The 17205-nt window shown below is 66.6% G+C and carries 19 protein-coding genes; 12 read left to right on the plus strand and 7 right to left on the minus strand.

The genetic code is table 11. From position 1 onward, the window contains the following. Positions 1 to 255 (plus strand): IS30 family transposase (locus CQY20_RS18280; protein ID WP_109789712.1); only part of this gene is annotated, 255 nt, incomplete at its 5' end. A gap of 122 nt (positions 256 to 377) precedes the next feature. Here the strand turns inward: CQY20_RS18280 and CQY20_RS18285 are convergent. From CQY20_RS18285 to CQY20_RS18300, 4 genes are read right to left on the minus strand one after another with little or no spacing between them, the layout of a single operon-like run. Then, complete coding sequence (locus CQY20_RS18285) at positions 378 to 1277, minus strand: class I SAM-dependent methyltransferase (protein WP_097941507.1); 900 nt, start codon at positions 1275 to 1277, stop codon at positions 378 to 380. Beyond that, positions 1277 to 2179 carry an SAM-dependent methyltransferase gene (locus CQY20_RS18290; RefSeq protein ID WP_097941508.1) on the minus strand — a complete coding sequence of 301 codons (903 nt, stop codon included), beginning with the start codon at positions 2177 to 2179 and terminating at the stop codon, positions 1277 to 1279. The genes CQY20_RS18285 and CQY20_RS18290 overlap by 1 nt, the downstream gene beginning before the upstream one ends. A gap of 8 nt (positions 2180 to 2187) precedes the next feature. Beyond that, positions 2188 to 3093 (minus strand): class I SAM-dependent methyltransferase, encoded by a 906-nt coding sequence (locus CQY20_RS18295; protein WP_097941509.1) that lies wholly within the window; start codon positions 3091 to 3093, stop codon positions 2188 to 2190. Further along, positions 3090 to 4034: a class I SAM-dependent methyltransferase gene (locus tag CQY20_RS18300; protein ID WP_097941510.1), complete on the minus strand. Its 945-nt coding sequence runs from the start codon at positions 4032 to 4034 to the stop codon at positions 3090 to 3092. Before CQY20_RS18300 ends, CQY20_RS18295 begins: the two co-directional genes overlap by 4 nt. Positions 4035 to 4330: 296 nt before the next feature. On the opposite strand from CQY20_RS18300, the gene secY reads away from it, so the two are divergent. From secY to CQY20_RS18350, 10 genes are all read left to right on the plus strand, one after another. Next, entirely contained in the window at positions 4331 to 5656 is a 1326-nt protein-coding gene (secY, locus tag CQY20_RS18305; RefSeq protein WP_097941511.1) for a preprotein translocase subunit SecY, read from the plus strand. Continuing rightward, positions 5653 to 6201, plus strand: coding sequence for an adenylate kinase (locus CQY20_RS18310; protein WP_097941512.1), 549 nt, complete (start codon positions 5653 to 5655; stop codon positions 6199 to 6201). Before secY ends, CQY20_RS18310 begins: the two co-directional genes overlap by 4 nt. A 3-nt stretch (positions 6202 to 6204) precedes the next feature. Next, a complete protein-coding gene (map, locus tag CQY20_RS18315) occupies positions 6205 to 7002 on the plus strand; it encodes a type I methionyl aminopeptidase (protein WP_097941513.1) in 798 nt (265 codons plus the stop codon). Positions 7003 to 7082: 80 nt separating this feature from the next. Continuing rightward, positions 7083 to 7595 (plus strand): sigma-70 family RNA polymerase sigma factor, encoded by a 513-nt coding sequence (locus CQY20_RS18320; protein WP_097941514.1) that lies wholly within the window; start codon positions 7083 to 7085, stop codon positions 7593 to 7595. Next, a complete protein-coding gene (locus tag CQY20_RS18325; protein ID WP_097941515.1) occupies positions 7592 to 8335 on the plus strand; it encodes a zf-HC2 domain-containing protein in 744 nt (247 codons plus the stop codon). Before CQY20_RS18320 ends, CQY20_RS18325 begins: the two co-directional genes overlap by 4 nt. A gap of 69 nt (positions 8336 to 8404) precedes the next feature. Then, a complete protein-coding gene (locus tag CQY20_RS18330; protein ID WP_097941516.1) occupies positions 8405 to 10144 on the plus strand; it encodes a thiamine pyrophosphate-binding protein in 1740 nt (579 codons plus the stop codon). Continuing rightward, positions 10125 to 10796, plus strand: a complete 672-nt coding sequence (locus CQY20_RS18335) for an SRPBCC family protein (RefSeq protein WP_097941517.1) — start codon at positions 10125 to 10127, stop codon at positions 10794 to 10796. Before CQY20_RS18330 ends, CQY20_RS18335 begins: the two co-directional genes overlap by 20 nt. Positions 10797 to 10907: 111 nt before the next feature. After that, positions 10908 to 11918 (plus strand): 3-oxoacyl-ACP synthase III family protein, encoded by a 1011-nt coding sequence (locus CQY20_RS18340; protein ID WP_097941518.1) that lies wholly within the window; start codon positions 10908 to 10910, stop codon positions 11916 to 11918. Further along, positions 11918 to 12979, plus strand: a complete 1062-nt coding sequence (locus tag CQY20_RS18345; protein ID WP_097941563.1) for a pyridoxal phosphate-dependent aminotransferase — start codon at positions 11918 to 11920, stop codon at positions 12977 to 12979. The genes CQY20_RS18340 and CQY20_RS18345 overlap by 1 nt, the downstream gene beginning before the upstream one ends. Before the next feature lie 39 nt (positions 12980 to 13018). Then, positions 13019 to 13534: a MarR family transcriptional regulator gene (locus CQY20_RS18350; protein ID WP_097941519.1), complete on the plus strand. Its 516-nt coding sequence runs from the start codon at positions 13019 to 13021 to the stop codon at positions 13532 to 13534. Positions 13535 to 13640: 106 nt separating this feature from the next. Here the strand turns inward: CQY20_RS18350 and CQY20_RS18355 are convergent, their stop codons facing one another. From CQY20_RS18355 to CQY20_RS18365, 3 genes are read right to left on the minus strand one after another with little or no spacing between them, the layout of a single operon-like run. Further along, entirely contained in the window at positions 13641 to 14261 is a 621-nt protein-coding gene (locus tag CQY20_RS18355) for a hemerythrin domain-containing protein (protein WP_234816303.1), read from the minus strand. 51 nt (positions 14262 to 14312) lie between these two features. Next, on the minus strand, positions 14313 to 15560 hold the full coding sequence (locus CQY20_RS18360; protein ID WP_097941520.1) for a GAF domain-containing sensor histidine kinase: 1248 nt from the start codon (positions 15558 to 15560) through the stop codon (positions 14313 to 14315). Next, complete coding sequence (locus CQY20_RS18365) at positions 15557 to 16231, minus strand: response regulator (protein ID WP_097941521.1); 675 nt, start codon at positions 16229 to 16231, stop codon at positions 15557 to 15559. Before CQY20_RS18365 ends, CQY20_RS18360 begins: the two co-directional genes overlap by 4 nt. A 105-nt stretch (positions 16232 to 16336) precedes the next feature. Here CQY20_RS18365 and CQY20_RS18370 point away from each other — a divergent pair, with 105 nt between their 5' ends. Continuing rightward, on the plus strand, positions 16337 to 17146 hold the full coding sequence (locus CQY20_RS18370; protein ID WP_097941522.1) for an HAD-IA family hydrolase: 810 nt from the start codon (positions 16337 to 16339) through the stop codon (positions 17144 to 17146). Positions 17147 to 17205: the final 59 nt, after the last annotated feature.

Here is a 17205-nt window from a genome sequence, read left to right on the forward strand (position 1 = left end):
GAGCTCGATATCTACTTCTGCGATCCGCACTCGCCATGGCAACGCGGCAGTAACGAGAACACCAACGGGCTGCTGCGCCAATACTTTGCTAAAGGCACCGACCTATCAGTGTTCCCGGCCGACTACCTCGACTACGTTGCCGCCCAACTCAACACCCGACCCCGCAAAACCCTCGGCTGGAAGAAACCCGCTGAAGTCCTCGACGAGCTACTCTCAAACCCGCCAAAACCACCCGCTGTTGCATCCACTGCCTGAAATCGCCTGGGCTTTTGCGGGCATTAGCGTCTGCTCGCGCAAAAGAAGTCAGCGCGAGTGAAGCCAGCGCGAGTGAAGCCAGCGCGAGAGAAGTCAGCGCAAGGAAAGCCCGCGCACAAAAGTTACTGCTTGACCGCGGCGACGTAGCTCATCTCGGCGAACATGCCGATCGTCTCGTCCTCGGGGAACACGAAACCGTTGGCGGCGTAGGCATCCGGCATCTTCTGCGCCGACACGTCCCAGCCGTGTCCGGTCAGGTAGTCGACCACGTCATGGCGCTTGTCGTGGTAGATCAACTCGCCCATATCGATGTCATGGCCGTACGTCTTGAGCCGGTCGGTGATCTGCCTGGAGCGTTCGTCGGCGAACATCGACACGTCCGGAATGTGCTCGGTGGCCACCCGGCTGCCTGACGCGCTGAGCTCGGTGATCCGGTCGAACAGCAGATCCTGCGCCTCGGCCGGCAGGTAGATCAGCAGCCCTTCTGCGATCCACGCGGTCGGTTGGCCGGCGTCGAAACCGGCCTCCCGCAACGCCTTCGGCCAGTCGTCGCGAAGGTCCACGGCGACCGTACGCCGGTCCGCGGTGGGCTGCGCGCCCAAGTCGGCAAGCGTCTTCGACTTGAAGTCGATCACCGCGGGCTGGTCGACCTCGTACACCACCGTCCCGCACGGCCACGGCAGACGATATGCCCGGGCGTCCAGTCCGGCCGCCAGGATGACGGCTTGGCGCACCCCCGCTGCGGCGGCGGCGGTGAACAGCTTGTCGAAGTGGCGCGTACGCACCGCCATTCCTTCGGCCGCCCGCCGGAGGTTGAACACCGGGTCCAACTCTTCGAGATTCACCTCGCCGTCGAGCGCCTTGATGAAGAAGTCGACCCCGACGGCGCGCACCAGCGGCTCGGCGAACGGATCGTCGATCAGACCCTCGCGGTGGGCCAGCACACGCTGCGAGGCCACCATGGTGGCGGTGCTGCCCACGCTGGACGCCAGGTCCCAGGTGTCGTTGTCGGTGCGGGCCATCATTCTCCTCGCAGGGTTGCCGTCAGATATCCGGAGTCACCGAAGATCCTAGTGATCTCGTCATCGGGCAACTCGAAACCGTTGGCTGCGTACGCCTGCCCGGAGAGCAAGATGCTCACGTGCCATCCTTGTGCGGCCAGGTGATCGCGGGCGGAATTGCGCTCGCCGGCGAAGAACAACTCCGACAGCTTGAGGTCCGTGCCTGCCCGCTTCGACCGTTCGTCCAGCCGCTGCGCCCAGTCATCGGGGGCCGACGCGAGGTCCATGTGCTCGGTGGCCAGCCTGCTGCCCGGCGCCGACAGCGCGGTGATGTGGTCGAACAACCGATCCTGCGCGTCCGGCGGCAGATACGGCAACAACCCTTCCGCGATCCAGGCGGTCGGTTGATCGGCGCGAAAACCGGTGTCGCGCAACGCGGTAGGCCAGTCGTCGCGCAGGTCGACGGCCACCGTCTTGCGAATCGCGCTCGGCACCGCGCCGAGGCGCTCAAGCGTCGTCGTCTTGAATTCGATGACCGCAGGCTGATCGACCTCGAACACCACGGTGCCCGCCGGCCACGGAAGTCGATAGGCGCGGGTGTCCAAACCCGCCGCCAGAATGACCGCCTGACGGATGCCCGCGTCGGTGGCGGCGGTGAAGAAGTCGTCGTAAAACCTTGTCCTGACCGCGATCTGCTCGCTCATCGCCTTGCGGTTCATCACCGGGTCGTCGATCAGCATTTCACCGTCGACGATCTTGATGAACGACTCGACGCCCACCGCGCGGACGAGTGGTTCGGCGTACGGGTCGTCCAGCAGTGCATCGGGCCCCTTCGATGCGATCGCGCGGGACGCCGCGACCGCGGTGGCCGTCGCGCCCACGCTGGATGCAAGGTCCCAGGTGTCGTTGTCTGTTCTCGTCATTCGTCTGCCTACTGTCGAATTGCGGTGACAGCCAACGATCCTCGCATCGGTGCGAGGTCTTCGCTGTCGGGAAAGTGCCGCCCGTACTCGACGAACATCTCGGGCCGGTCGCGGGCGGTGACCTGCCAGCCGTGTTCGGTGAGGTACTCGACGACGGGATTGCGCTCACCCGGATAGAACAGGTCGGCGAAGTTCAGGTCGAAGCCGTGCTTTCGCCAGCACTGCCGAAACTGTTCTGCGCGTTGGCCGATGCTGGCGCCCGCGTCAGGGTGGAATTCGGTGGCCAGCCTGCTGCCCGGCGCCGACAGCGTCGCGATGTCGTCGAAGAGGCGATCCTGCGCATCGGGCGGCAGGTACACCAGCAGCCCCTCGGCCGACCACGCGGTGGGTTTCGTATCGTCAAAACCGTTGCGGCGCAACTCCGCCGGCCAGTCATCGCGCAAATCGATGCTCACCGCGCGACGCTGTGCCGTCGGCTCCGCGCCGATCGACGCCATCGTCTCGTTCTTGAACTCGATCACCCTGGGCTGGTCGATCTCGTAGACGACGGTGCCCGCGGGCCAGTTCAGCCGGTAGGCGCGCGCGTCGAGACCGGCGGCCAAGATCACCGCCTGCCGTATCCCGGCCTTCGCCGCGTCGATGAAGAAGTCGTCGAAGAAGCGGGTGCGCACCGCCATCACATCGGTGAGCAGCCGGCTCGCGGCCCTGCCCTCGTCGTCGGACAGGACGGGGTCGCCGTCGATCAACCGGACGAAGAAATCGAGTCCGACCGCGCGCACCAGAGGTTCGGCGAACGGGTCGTCGATGATCGCGTCGGGCTCTTTGCTGGCGAGCGCCCGCGCCGCGGCGACCATCGTCGCGGTGGCCCCGACGCTGGATGCGACGTCCCAGCTGTCAGCGTCGGCCCGCGTCACTTCGCGTCCTGAACGCGGCCGTCGAAGCCGCCGCTGACGTAGCGCAGCCCGGCGAACGGCTCGCCGTCGGGGAACGGCGGATACCCGTTGGCGGTCAACAACTCGTTGACCGTGTTGCCGTCCATCCGCCAGCCGCGCTCATTCAGATAGGCGGCGGGCTCATTGCGGTCGCCGAGGTAGACCAGGTCGGTCCAGTCAAGCTCGTAGCCGTGCTCGCGCCACCGCTCGGCGGCCGCCTGCATGCGCTCCATCGCCTCGTCGATGTCCTTCTGGTCGAAGGGCGGCGCGCTCTCGGTGGCCAGCCTGCTGCCCGGCGCGGACAGCGCGGTGATGGTGTCCAGCAGCCGGTCCTGCGCCTCGGCCGGCAGGTAGCCGAGCAGCCCCTCGGCGCTCCACGCCGTGGGCCGCTCGGGATCGAAGCCGGCCTTTCTCAACGCTTCGGGCCAGTCGAAGCGCAGGTCGATCGCCACGGCCCTGCGGTCGGCTTTGGGTTCGGCGCCGATCTCGGCGAGCGCCTTGGTCTTGAACGTGATGACATCCGGCTGGTCGACCTCGTAGACGACGGTGCCCGCCGGCCACGGCAACCGGTAGGCCCGCGAATCCAGGCCCGACGCCAGGATCACGACCTGGCGGATGCCCGCGGCCGTCGCCTCGGTGAAGAAGTCATCGAAGAATTTGGTGCGCACCGCCATGTTGTCGACCATCCGGCCCATGCCGGTGTTCTCGTCGCCGTCGACGTCCAACGCCGAGGGCTCCAGCTCACCGGTCGCCAAGCGGGTGAACACGTCGACGCCGACGGCCCGCACCAGCGGCTCGGCGTACGGGTCGCTGATCAGGGCACCATCGATCCGCGTCACCATGGCGCGGGCAGCAGCCACCATCGTGGCCGTCGCGCCCACGCTGGAGGCCAGATCCCACGTGTCGTCGTCTGTTCGCGCCATCAAGAACCCCTGTCGATAAGGTATCCACCAATTTACTTAGCCCATGTAACGAGCGATCGTGACTGTACGCTCTGTTCCTGGAAAGGACCCTGAAAAGCCGCTTAACCTCACCTGCTGCCGTACCTGCTGCCACCGCGGATGCGGGATTGACAGCAACAAACTGTTACTCTCGGAGACTGCGTGACTCCGCAGGCTGGGCGCCTGTGTGGGCTCGGCATACATGACTTAACCAACGCTGGCAGACAACCAGCCCATTCGGCACGCCGCGATTAGAGCCCGGCTGCGCAGGAGGAAGAGTGCTCTCGGCTTTCATCTCATCGCTGCGGACAGTCGACCTGCGACGAAAGATCCTGTTCACCCTCGGCATCCTGATCCTCTACCGGGTCGGCGCCTCGATCCCGTCGCCCGGCGTGAACTACCCGAATGTCCAGCGGTGCATCGCCGACCTCAGCGGTGGCGACTCGGCGCAGATCTACTCGCTGATCAACCTGTTCTCCGGCGGCGCGCTGCTGCAGCTGGCGGTGTTCGCGATCGGCATCATGCCCTACATCACCGCGAGCATCATCGTGCAGCTGCTCGGCGTGGTCATCCCGCGCTTCGAGGAGCTGCGCAAGGAGGGCCAGGCCGGCCAGGCCAAGCTCACCCAGTACACCCGCTACCTGTCCATCGCGCTGGCCCTGCTGCAGGCCACCAGCATCGTGGCGCTGGCCGCCAACAACGGCCTGCTGCCCAACTGCCAGCTCGACATCATCCAGGACACCTCGGTCTTCTCCCTGGCCGTGATGGTCATCGTGATGACCGCCGGCGCCGCCCTGGTGATGTGGATGGGCGAGCTGATCCAGGAGCGCGGCATCGGCAACGGCATGTCGCTGCTGATCTTCGCCAGCATCGCCGCCCGCATCCCGTCAGAGGGCAAGAGCATCCTCGACAGCCGCGGGCCCGTCGTGTTCACCGCGGTCTGCGCCGCCGCGCTGGTCATCATCATCGGCGTGGTGTTCGTCGAGCAGGGCCAGCGCCGCATCCCGGTGCAGTACGCCAAGCGCATGGTGGGCCGCAGGATGTACGGCGGCACCTCGACGTATCTGCCGCTGAAGGTGAACCAGGCCGGCGTCATCCCGGTCATCTTCGCCTCGTCGCTGATCTACATTCCGCACCTGATCACCCAGCTGATCCAAAGCGGCAAGGCCAACCCAGGAAACAGCTGGTGGGACCGGTTCGTCGCAACCTATCTGACGAACCCTGCCAGCCCGTCCTACATCGCGATCTACTTCGGGCTGATCGTGTTCTTCACGTACTTCTACGTGTCGGTGCAGTTCAACGTCGATGAGCGGGCCGACGAAATGAAGAAGTACGGCGGCTTCATCCCCGGGATCCGGCCCGGTAAGCCGACCGCCGACTACCTGCGGTTCGTGTTGAACCGCATCACCCTGCCGGGCTCGATCTATCTGGGCGTCATCGCCGTCCTGCCGAACCTGTTCCTCGAAATCGGCAATACCGGCGGTGTTCAGAACTTGCCGTTCGGAGGTACGGCGGTTCTCATTATGGTTGGCGTCGGGTTGGATACGGTCAAACAGATCGAAAGCCAGCTGATGCAGCGCAACTACGAAGGGTTCCTGAAGTGAGAGTCGTACTGCTCGGGCCGCCGGGGGCGGGCAAGGGCACGCAGGCGCAAAGGCTGTCCGAGAAGCTCGGCATCCCGCAGATCTCCACCGGCGATCTGTTCCGGCAGAACATCAGCTCGGGCACGCCATTGGGCCTGGAGGCCAAACGCTACCTGGACGCCGGCGATCTGGTGCCCTCGGAGCTGACGAACAAGCTGGTCGAGGACCGCATCGAGCAGCCCGACGCCGCCGACGGGTTCATTCTCGACGGCTACCCCCGCTCGGTGGAGCAGGCCGAGGCGCTCGACGAGATGCTCAAGAACCACAACACCAAGCTCGACGCCGTGCTGGAGTTCGTGGTCAGCGAGGAGGAGCTGTTCAAGCGCCTCAAGGCTCGCGGGCGCGCCGACGACACCGAGGAAGTCATCCACAACCGGATGAAGGTGTACGCCGACGAGACCAAGCCGCTGCTCGAGTACTACCGCCGCAACAACTTGCAGACCGTCGACGCCGTCGGCAGCCTCGACGAGGTCTTCGCCCGTGCGCTGCGCGCACTCGGCAAGTAGCCAATGATCACACTGCCCGGACTGCGCACCCGCAAAGTCGTGGAGCCGCGCACACCCGACGAACTCGACGCCATGGCCGCCGCGGGCGCGCTGGTCGCTTCGGCGCTGCGCGCCGTCAGGGAAGCCGCCGCACCCGGCGTCAGCACGCTGGATCTGGACCGCATCGCCGAATCGGTGATCCGCGACGGCGGCGGCACACCGTCATTCCTCGGCTATCACGGGTTCCCGGCGAGCATCTGCTCATCGGTGAACGACCGCGTCGTGCACGGCATCCCGTCGGCCGCCGAGACTCTCGCGGCCGGCGATCTCGTGTCGATCGACTGCGGTGCGGTTCTCGACGGCTGGCACGGGGACTCGGCCATCACGTTCGGGATCGGCGCGATCATCCCGGTCGACGACGCGCTGTCGCAGGCCACCAAGGAGTCGATGGAGGCGGGCATCGCCGCGATGGTGCCCGGCAACCGGCTCACCGATGTCTCGCACGCCATCGAACGCGGCACCCGGGCCGCCGAGCAGCGCTACGGCCGCAAGTTCGGCATCGTCGAAGGCTACGGCGGGCACGGCATCGGCAGGCGCATGCACATGGATCCGTTCCTGCCCAACGAAGGCCAGCCGGGACGGGGGCCGTACCTGGCCGTCGGCTCGGTGCTGGCCATTGAACCGATGCTGACGCTGGGCACGTCGAAGACGGCGGTGCTGGAAGACGAGTGGACGGTTGTGACCGTTGACGGGTCGCGCGCCGCCCATTGGGAGCACACTGTTGCTGTCACCGAAGATGGGCCCCGCATTCTCACCCGCTAGCGTCCGCGGCTCGCTCACTTCGGTGAGCAAACTTTTTGAACCTGAGCGGCCTCAGCCTCGTATTAACGGGGGAGGTATGGATGGACGATCCCGAAGCCGCCTTGATGCGTTTGCTCTACCAGGAGCACGGCGCAGCGTTATGGCGCTATGCCGTGCGGCTTACGGGTGACCCAGCACGAGCAGAGGATGTGGTGCAGGAAACGTTGCTGCGTGGTTGGCAGCATCCCGAAGTCACCGACAGCGAGCGGTCGGCGCGAGCCTGGCTGTTCACTGTCGCGAGGAATTTGATCATCGATGAACGGCGCAGCGCCAGGTTTCGCAGCGAGACGGGAACCGCGGACCCCGAACGGGTCCTCGATCGCGCCGTCCCAGACGAGGTGGATTCCGCGTTGGACCGCATGTTGTTGAGCGGCGCCCTGGCGCAGCTGTCGCCCGAACACCGCGCGGTGATCAAGCGTTCGTACTACCAGGGTTGGACCACGGCGCAGATCGCCGCGGACTTGGAGATCGCCGAAGGGACCGTGAAGTCGAGGTTGCACTACGCCGTGCGAGCGTTGCGCCTCTCGTTGCAGGAGATGGGGGTGACTCGATGACGCACCCGGCGCGCCGCGACGAACGCGACGAACATGTGCACGGCGAGGACCCGTACGTACTGTGGGACGCCGCGTACGTCCTCGGCGCGCTGTCGGGGGCCGAACGGCGGGAATTCGAAGCGCACATGGACACCTGCGCGCGGTGCAGTGCGGCCGTCGCCGAACTGAGCGGCATCCCGGCCCTGTTGGGGCAGCTGGACCTCGAGGAGGTGCAAGCGCTCGACGATCCGCCCGCCGAACCGCCGTTGCGACCCGAGGTGCTGGAGTCGTTGCTGCAGCAGGTCGAGTGGCGGCGCAGACGAACGCGCAGGCGCAGCATGATGACGTTCGCCGCGGCAGCGGCGGTGTTGGCGGTCGCCGTCGTGGTCGGCATCTGGCCGTTCGTCGGCGGGCGAAACGGCGGCGGCGATGAGCCGATGGCGTCGACGGTCACGATGAGCAAGGTGGCGCAGACACCGATCAACGCCACCGTGACGCTGACCGGTTTCGGCTGGGGGACCAGGGTCGACATGGTGTGCACCTACGGCGACTACGCCAGCCGCGGTCTGGCCACCACCCAGAATCTGTCGATGGTTCTGTTGGGCGACAACGGAACTCAGAGTCAGATCGCCACTTGGGTCGGGGTGAACGGAGCCACCGCGATGCCGAGCGGTAACACCACGATGCAAAAGGATCAGATCAAGGCAGTCCAGCTCGTCGACACCGACACGAAGGCTGTCCTGCTTCAAACCAATTTGTGAGTCCGCTCACGAATTGAACCGATGTTACTCGTCGGTCGTCTCATCTGCAGGTGTGAAAGCAGGTGAACAATGACCAAGACGGGTCGGACGTTCGGCAGAGTTGTCGATCACATCGTCGGTTATCTAGCGGACACGGGTGTCGAGTACATCTTCGGTGTCGACGGTGCGAACATCGAGGACCTATACGACGCCGCGTATTTCCGTGACGGCATCACCGCGATCCTCGCCAAACATGAGTTCTCCGCTGCGACCATGGCCGACGGATACAGCCGCAGCGGCGGCGGACTCGGTGTCGTAGCCGCGACGTCGGGCGGTGGATGCTTGAACACCGTTGCGGGACTTGGTGAATCGTATGCCAGCCGAGTGCCGGTACTGGCGCTGATCGGCCAGCCGCCGACAGCGCTGGACGGCCGCGGCGCGTTCCAGGACACCAGCGGTCGCAACGGCGCATTGAATGGGCAGGCGTTGTTCTCCGCGGTGTCGGTGTTCTGCCGACGGGTGACCTCACCCGAGGACATCGTCACCGCGCTGCCCGAGGCGATCGCCGCGGCTCGACGCGGAGGTCCCGCCGTGCTCCTGCTGCCGAAGGACATCCAGCAAGCCGAGATGCCGGCTCGCGGTTTGCACAACGGCGCCAACGGATTTGATTGTTTCGGGTTCGGCGCTCTGCTCGGCGACCCACAGATCATCACCAGGGCGTTGCGGCGCGCCGACGGGCCGGTGACGATCATCGCAGGCGAGCAGGTCGCCCGCGATGACGCCCGCGCTGAGTTGGCACAGCTACGGTCGATGCTGCGTGCCCGCGTCGCCGTCGTTCCCGACGCCAAGGACGTGGCCGGCACACCGGGACTCGGCTTGTCCTCGGCGCTCGGCGTCACCGGCGTGATGGGCCATCCGGGGGTGGCCGAGGCCATCGCGGACAGCGCGTTGTGTCTTCTGGTCGGCACGCGCTTGAACGTCACCGCCCGCGCCGGACTCGACGACGTGCTGGCGTCGGTGCCCACCTACTCGATCGGTTCCGCGACGCCGTTTGTGACGACCACCCACGTCCACACCGAGGACCTTCGCGGGTCGCTTCGGCTTCTGACGCAGGCACTCAACGGTGAGGGCAGGCCGACCGGTGTGCGGGTGCCCGACGAGGTGCCCAGAACCGAGCTGGCGCCGCCACCGCACGACGGGCTGGGTGTACGCTACCGCGCGGCGATGGCCCAGCTCGATGCGGTGCTGCCCGCTGGTGTCGACATCGTGGTGGACGCGGGCAACATCGGGGCCTCGGCGATCCACTACCTGCCCGGCCGCCGAGACGGACGATTCATCGTCGCGCTCGGGATGGGCGGCATGGGCTACAGCTTCGGCGCGGGCCTCGGTGTTGCGTTCAGCCGCAAGCGCCGGACCGTCGTCATCGCCGGTGACGGCTCGTTCTTCATGCACGGCATGGAAATTCACACCGCGCTGCAATACCGCCTGCCGGTGACGTTCCTGCTGTTCGACAACCACGCGCACGCGATGTGCGTGACACGTGAGCAACTGTTCTACGGCGATCACTACAGCTACAACCGCTTCGGGGCGAGCCGGTTGGGTGCAGGCCTGGCGACGATGTTCCCGGGCCTGGCCTCCGTCGACGTGGGCACCATCGACGAGCTACCGGCCGCGCTGCGGGCCGCTCTCGAGGTGGACGGTCCCTCGGTCGTCAGCGTCGAGTGCTCGGCCGACGAAATACCCCCGTTCGCAGCTTTTCTCGGCAAGGCGGCCGTGAAGAACACCGATATCGCAGAGGAGAACAGTTCCCATGTCGCTACCCGCGCTTGATGACATCACCGCCCACCGCGGAACCGCCGACCCGATCGACGGGGTGATCCGTGTCGAGACGTCGCCGCGAGAGAAGGCGACACCGATCATCATGAACATGATGCGGTCGGTATACCCGCATGACGAGGTCTTCGGAACCTATTGCACCGTCAACGATTACATCGACTGTCCGCCGGACGAGCTGTTCGACTACATGGCCGACACCCGCTGCCTGGAGGAGTGGACGTACAGCCTGCGCGGGTTCGCGCCCACCGAGGAGCCGGGCCTGTGGGTGGCGTTCGACAAGCTCGGCGGCGACAAGGGCAGCCCGATCTTCACCCGCACCGTCGCCAACAAGCAGGCCCGCACGGTCGACTATCACTGCGCGTGGGACCAGGGCAAGCACCTGTGGATGATCTACCTGATGCGAGTCGTCGACGCACAGCTGGTGTTCAACAAGCCGGGTTCGGTTGTGCTGTGGACGAATTGCCATCACCCCTTCTACGACGAGAACCCCTATCCGGAGACGGCACCGCCGATGCGGCCGGTGTGGGTCGGCGATTTCTGGGAGATGTTCGGTCCGGGCCATCTGCTGGAACTGAAGAACCTCAAGGCAATCGCCGAATACCGCTACCACAACGGCCTGCCGATCACGCCGGACTGGATGAAGTGAAGACCCCATTAGAACTGAGGACCAAAAATGACCACCGCGCACGCGAGGAGCAAAAATGACCACCGCGCACGCGAGGAGCAAAAATGACCACGGCGCACGCGAGGAGCAAAAATGACCACGAGCTTGCTTGACATCTCCACGTATCTGCCCGGCGATCCGGTCAGCGCCGACTACTACGCGGGCTACGCCGAATCCGACGACCTGCGCGAGAACGTGATGTTCAAGGCGCCTAAGTTCCGCCATCACGTGGCCGAGGGTGAAACGGCCATCGACATGGTCGAGCGCGCGGCCGCGGGCCTGATCGAACGCCACGGCCACGAGTTCATCGAGAACGTCGACGCGCTGATCAGCCACGTGCAACTGCCCGACATGCCGTTCTACGGCGGCGGCGGCGGCATGGCGCATCGGCTTGGCATGAAACCGAATTGGGTGCTCGATCTGCACAACGGGGGCTGCGCGGCGTTCGTGCTCGGCATGAACGTGGCCCGCATGCTGATCGAGTCGGGGCAGGCGGAGACGGCGTTGATCGCCGTCGCGCAGAACGCTGCAGGCACGATCTTCGACCAGCAGACCATTCGCACCAAGTCGCAGGCGTCGGTGCCCGGTGACGGCGCCGCGGTGGGATTGGTTGTCCGGTCGGACAAGTCGCCGATCCTCGACATCGAATGCCGCACCTATGGTCAGTACGCCGGCGACATGACGATCGCCGTCAAACCGGAACGCAAGTGGTGGCAGGCCGGACCGGGCGAGGGCTGCATCGGATTCACCGAGAGCAAGATCACCAAGGTGCTGGCCCGCGGCAACCGTCAGGTGCCCGAGGTGTCCTACGCGGTGTGCGACCGGATCGGCATCAAGCCCAAGGATCTCGATCTGCTGGTCACCAACCAACCCAACAGGGCGTTTCTGCGCAACTGGCGGGATGCCCTCGAACTGCCCAAGGAACGGCACCGCGACACCTTCGACGAGTGCGGCAACCTCTTCGCCGCGGGCATCCCGATCAACCTCGAACGGGCGATCTCCGAGGGCCAACTCAAGAGCGGCGACGTCGCGCTCATGGCGGCGTTCGCGCACGCGGGCGACTTCGCGGGGGCCGCCGCGATCCGATGGGGCGGGCGGGACTGATGGGCGCACGCAACACCAGGACGTCACACGCGCACAACCACCTGACCGAGGTGGTATCCGCGCTGCCCCATGCGGTGAACCCGTTAGCGTTGTCGCTCAACGAGAATCCGTTTCCGCCGCTGCCGGGTGTGCGGTCGGCGCTGGCCCATTGCGTCGACGCGGCCAACCGCTATCCCGAATTTCTGCCTGAGCGACTGCGCGCGCTGATCGCCGATCACCTTGGCGTGCAGACCGAGCAGGTGGTGATCGGCTCCGGCGCGACCGGGGTCATCATGCAGGTGCTCGGCGCGGTGACGAGTCCGGGGGACCGGATGGTGATGACGTTGCCGACGTTCGACGGGTACCCGATCTTCGCTCAGATGGCGCGCCTGACCTCGGTCACGGTGGCGCTCGACGAGCACGGCCACCACGACCTGGAGGCCATGGCCGAGGCGGCAGGCCGGGCCCGGGTCGTGGTGGTCTGCCGTCCGCACAACCCGACCGGCACCATCGAGCCGGCCGCCGACATCGAGCGCTTCCTGCAGCGGGTGCCGCAGGACACGGTCGTGCTCTTGGACGAGGCTTACGTCGAATTCCTTGCTCCCGAGCACCGGCTCGACGCGCTGGAATTGGTCCGGCGGTTCCCCAATGTGGTGGTGGTGCGCACCTTTTCGAAGGCCTACGGCCTGGCCGGGCTGCGGATCGGATACGGCTTCTGCGCACCGGCACTGGCCAGACGGCTGTGGACGATGCAGCTTCCGTTCGGTGTCGGCGCCAGCGGCCTGGTTGCCGTTGCCGCCTCATACGACGCGGAATGCCAACTGCAGCAACGGATCCGGATGATCGCATCGGAGCGGCGGTATCTACGGATGCGGCTGCGATCGATGGGGGTGTACAGCACCGACGGACACGCCAACTTCGTGTATCTGCCGGGCAACGGCGGGCACCCGTGGCGCGAGTTGTTCGCAGACACCGGCCTGCAGATCCGCGACTACGCCAACGGCGCGGTGCGCATCACTATCGGGAATCGCCAGTCCACCCGGGCGGTGCTGCGGGCATTGGCGCCGATCGCCACGCGCTGAATGCTGTGTTCTCGGCGCCCGCCTGCGGTATGAAGAGGCGTGGCCTCAGAACCGCCGGGGGAGGCGCGTAAGCGAGATCCGATCGAGCTGGCGCGCGAGAACTGGGAGCGTGCCGGGTGGGGTGACGTCGCCGACGGAATGGTGGCGGTCACCTCGGTGATGCGGGCACACCAGATCCTGCTGGCCCGCGTCGAGAACGCGCTGCGCCCCTACGACCTCAGCTTCGCACGGTATGAGCTGCTGCGGCTGCTGGCGTTCAGCCGCAACGGGGCGCTGCCGATCACCAAGGCATCGGACCGGTTGCAGGTGCACGTCACCAGCGTCACCCACGCGATCCGGCGGCTGGAGGCCGCCGGACTGGTGAAGCGGATGCCGCATCCCACCGACGGGCGCACGACGCTGGTGCAGATCACCGACCTCGGCCGATCGACGGTCGAGGATGCGACGGTGACGCTGAACAAGGAGGTCTTCGCCGACATCGGGATCTCCGACGAGGAGTCACGGGCACTGGCGAAGTCGATCGAGACGCTGCGCCGCAGCGCGGGCGACTTCTGAGGTCACGTCGTCGATGACGCGCCGCCGGTGCGGGTGCTCGAATCTTCGCCGCGCCTCAGCGGCGGAAGGTGTTCGATGGCCCCGGCGACGCGGGCAAGGGCGGCGCTCATCGACCTGCTCGCCCCGCTGACGGCGCCCGTCGACCGGCGATGCATGCGATCGAGGCCGTCGCGGGCGCGGTCCAGCCGGTCAGCGGCGCGGCGGCGGCGACATTGCCGGGAGGCCGCCGGGCCACCACGGGATGCGGCCGGGTCGGCGCGGTTCGCCGCACGGCCTCCCACGCCCAGCCCAGCTGAACCAGTGTCTTCGGCGGGACCGTCTCCTGCAGCATCGGCAGCAGCCGGTCCTCTTCGTCGCGCACGTCCTCACGCAGCAGTGTCACGATGCGCTGCCACAGTTCGCGGTGGCGGTCGCTGTCGGGCCCGGTCTTCTCCAACTCGGTGAACAGTTCGTTGATCTCCTGGTGCTCCTGCTCGATCTCCAGCGTCAACTGCTCGCCGTCGGGCACCCACCGCCGAATCGCGGGCCACAACACGGACTCCTCGGCGAAGGCGTGCGGGAAGACCAGCCGACACAGCCGCGTGAGGTTCTCCTGGCGGACGTGACCGTGCGACGAGTCCACCTCCTGGATCAGCCGGTCCAATTCGACATGGTCACGTTTCTGGCGGGTCAGCACGCTGTGCGGACCACCGAGTTGATCGATGCTCTGGTGGGCAAGTGATGGCATGTGTACCTCCTGCACATGCAGTGCCCGCATGTGGCGCGGCCAAACAAACGGCTAGTCGGCCACGTTCGGCAGCGGGATCGTCGCCGTCACGGCGGTACCCGCGCCGGGGCGTGATCGGATGTTGAGCCGTCCGCCGACGATGTCGGCGCGTTCGGCCATCGACAGCAGCCCGTAACCGCCCATGTCGTCGCCGCCGAGCGGATGCTCGAAGGTGTCGAATCCCACTCCGTCGTCGACGATTTCGAGCCGGGCCGTCTCCCCGTTGTCACCCTTGTCCACCGCGAACGTCAGCCGGGCCGTCGACGCCTGCGCGTGCTTGACGACGTTCTGCAGGCACTCCTGCGCGATGCGATACAGCGCAAGCTCGATGTGGTCCGGCAGCCGCGTTTCGGCGAGTTCGACATGGACGTCGATCTGCCCGATCGACCGGGCCAGGCTGGCCAACCCGCCGGCCAGCCCGAGGTCGTCGAGCACCGGCGGGCGCAACCCGCTGATCGCCGCTCGCGCCTCCTGCAGCGTCAGATCGACCAATTCCCTTGCGGTGCTGAGCTGTTCGGTCATCGCCTCGGGGTCGGTGATCGCCGCGCGCGCTGCCGCGTCCAGCCGGTAGGACAGCGTGATCAGCCGCTGAGAGATGCCGTCGTGAATGTCGCTGGCCAGCCGGCGGCGCTCCAGTTCCTGGGCCTCGATGACCTGCTCGACGAAGTTCTCGTGCGCGCGTTCGCGGGCCACCAGCTGGCGGTGCAGCCGCGCCTGATGTAAGGCGCCCGCGATGAGCTGCCCGATGACCAGCAGCAGTTCGACGTCGCCCTCGGTGAACTCGCGTCGCTCGACGGTGTGCACGTTGAGCACCCCGACCAGGCCACCGGGATCGGTTTCCATCGGCACCGAGACCATCGACGTGAAATCGGATCCGCGCAGCGACTGAAACGGCATGTAGCGCGGATCGGACTCCTTGTCGTGGCTGATGACGACCGGTTCGCGGTGACTGGCCACCCAGCCGGAGATGCCCGACCCCAGCGGCAGCCGGATCTTGCCGACCTGACTGTCGAACGGCGGGGTCGCCCCGGCCAGCGTCAGCGACCGGTCACTGTCGTCGAGCACGTGCACGAAGCACACGTCGGTGCCGGTGGCGGCGGTGATCATCCGTGCCGCGGCGGCGGCCAGCGGTTCCACCCCGGGCCCGCTGGAGGCGGCCTGGATCAACTCCCGAAGCAGCGCGAGCTCGCGGTCGGCGTCGACGAGATCGCGAACCGCGTTGGGGCGCGCCGGGCCGGCGTTGGTTCCTGCGTTCGTCACTGGAAGATCCCCTCCCGCAGCGCGGTGGCGACCGCGCCGGTGCGGTCGTTGACGCCCAGCTTGCGGTAGATCGAACGCAGATGGGTCTTCACCGTCTCGTCGCCGATCACCAGCTTGTTGGCGATCCCCCGATTGGACAGGCCGTTGACGACAAGGGAGAGGATCTCGCTCTCGCGCTGCGTGAGCCCGTGCCGCGCCCCCGGCCAGAATTCGTCGCGCTGCATCCGCGCGGCGGTGTCTGCGGCCCTGGCCGCCATGCCGGGGTCGATCGCGGTCGCGCCGCCGTGCACGAACTCCAACTGGCGCACCAGGTCGTCGCTGTTGATGCTCTTCAGCAGGTAGCCGGATGCGCCGACGCGCAGCGCCTGGAACAGGTACTGCTCGTCGTCGTAGACCGACAGCATCACGACCTTGCGGTCCGGTCGGCGCTCGCGCAGTTCCTGGCACAGGTCAAGGCCGCTGGAACCCTGCATGCGGACATCGGTCAGCACGATGTCGGGGTCGAGTTCGTCGACCACGCTCAGCGCCTTCTCGGCACCGACCGCCTGACCGACGACCTCCACCCGATCGGAGAAGGCAGCCAGCATCGCCTTGAGTCCCTCGATGACCATCTCGTGGTCATCGACGAGGACGATTCGTACTGGTCGGGAGGTCGGCGAGTCGGACGCCATGGCAACCACCTTAGAACCGGGCGACGGCGGGGTTCCGCAACTTGGCCTGGCCAATCCCCCGAATGGGGGAGGCTACGGGCGCAAACCGTCGTCCACACTTCTGGCATGCCTGTGACGCAGCAGAAGACATGGCGTGCCGGTCGATTCTGGTGGGACTGCTCGTCGCCGGCCGGGACGGGGCTGTCCACCCTCCGCGCGCTGATTTTCGACCTCGACGCGCTGGCCGACGTGGAGTGCGAGGGCCATCGGCTGGCCTACAACGCCGCGTTCGCCGCGCACGGCCTGAGTTTCCAATGGTCGGTGACGCGCTACCGGCAGCTGCTGGCGCTGACCGATGAGCGGGCGCGCGTCTCGGCGGAACTGCGCAAGCGCGGTGTGTCCACCGAATCGGACGTGCTGACGCAACTGCTTGCCGACGACATCTACACGACGAAGTCGATGATGCTCGACGAGATGATCCTCGACGCCGACCTTGCGCCGCGGCCTGGTCTCATCGACCTGGTCATGGACGCCTTCACATCGGGCGTCGACGTCGGAGTCGTCACAGGTGGCCAGCGAAGCTGGGCGGAGCCGTTGGTGCGACAACTGGTCGGCGACGGCGTCGTCGCGACAGTGGTGACCGCCGACGATGTCAAGAAACCCATGCCGGATCCCGAAGCATTCCGAACCGCACTGTGGGAGTTAGGGATACCCGCGGAGCACGCACTCGCCATCACGGGGTCGGCCTCGGGGTTGCGGGCCGCGACCTCCACGGGTCTGGCCACCGTGGTCATCACCGGAGACGGCGCGCCGTCGATTCCCGCCGCGCTGGCGGTACGGCCGGACTATGCAGGCGACGAACCGCTGCGGATCACCGACTGTCAACGGCTGCACCGCCGCTGGACCGCCGCCCGCAAGCCGGCCCACGCGGCCTAGCGCGCCCAGACCTGCTCACACACGCCCGCCGATTCTGGAGTCGGCGGTCCCTTTGCTGT

It is taken from the genome of Mycolicibacterium agri, assembly GCF_002553505.1.
GTDB classification, from domain to species: Bacteria; Actinomycetota; Actinomycetes; order Mycobacteriales; family Mycobacteriaceae; genus Mycobacterium; species Mycobacterium agri.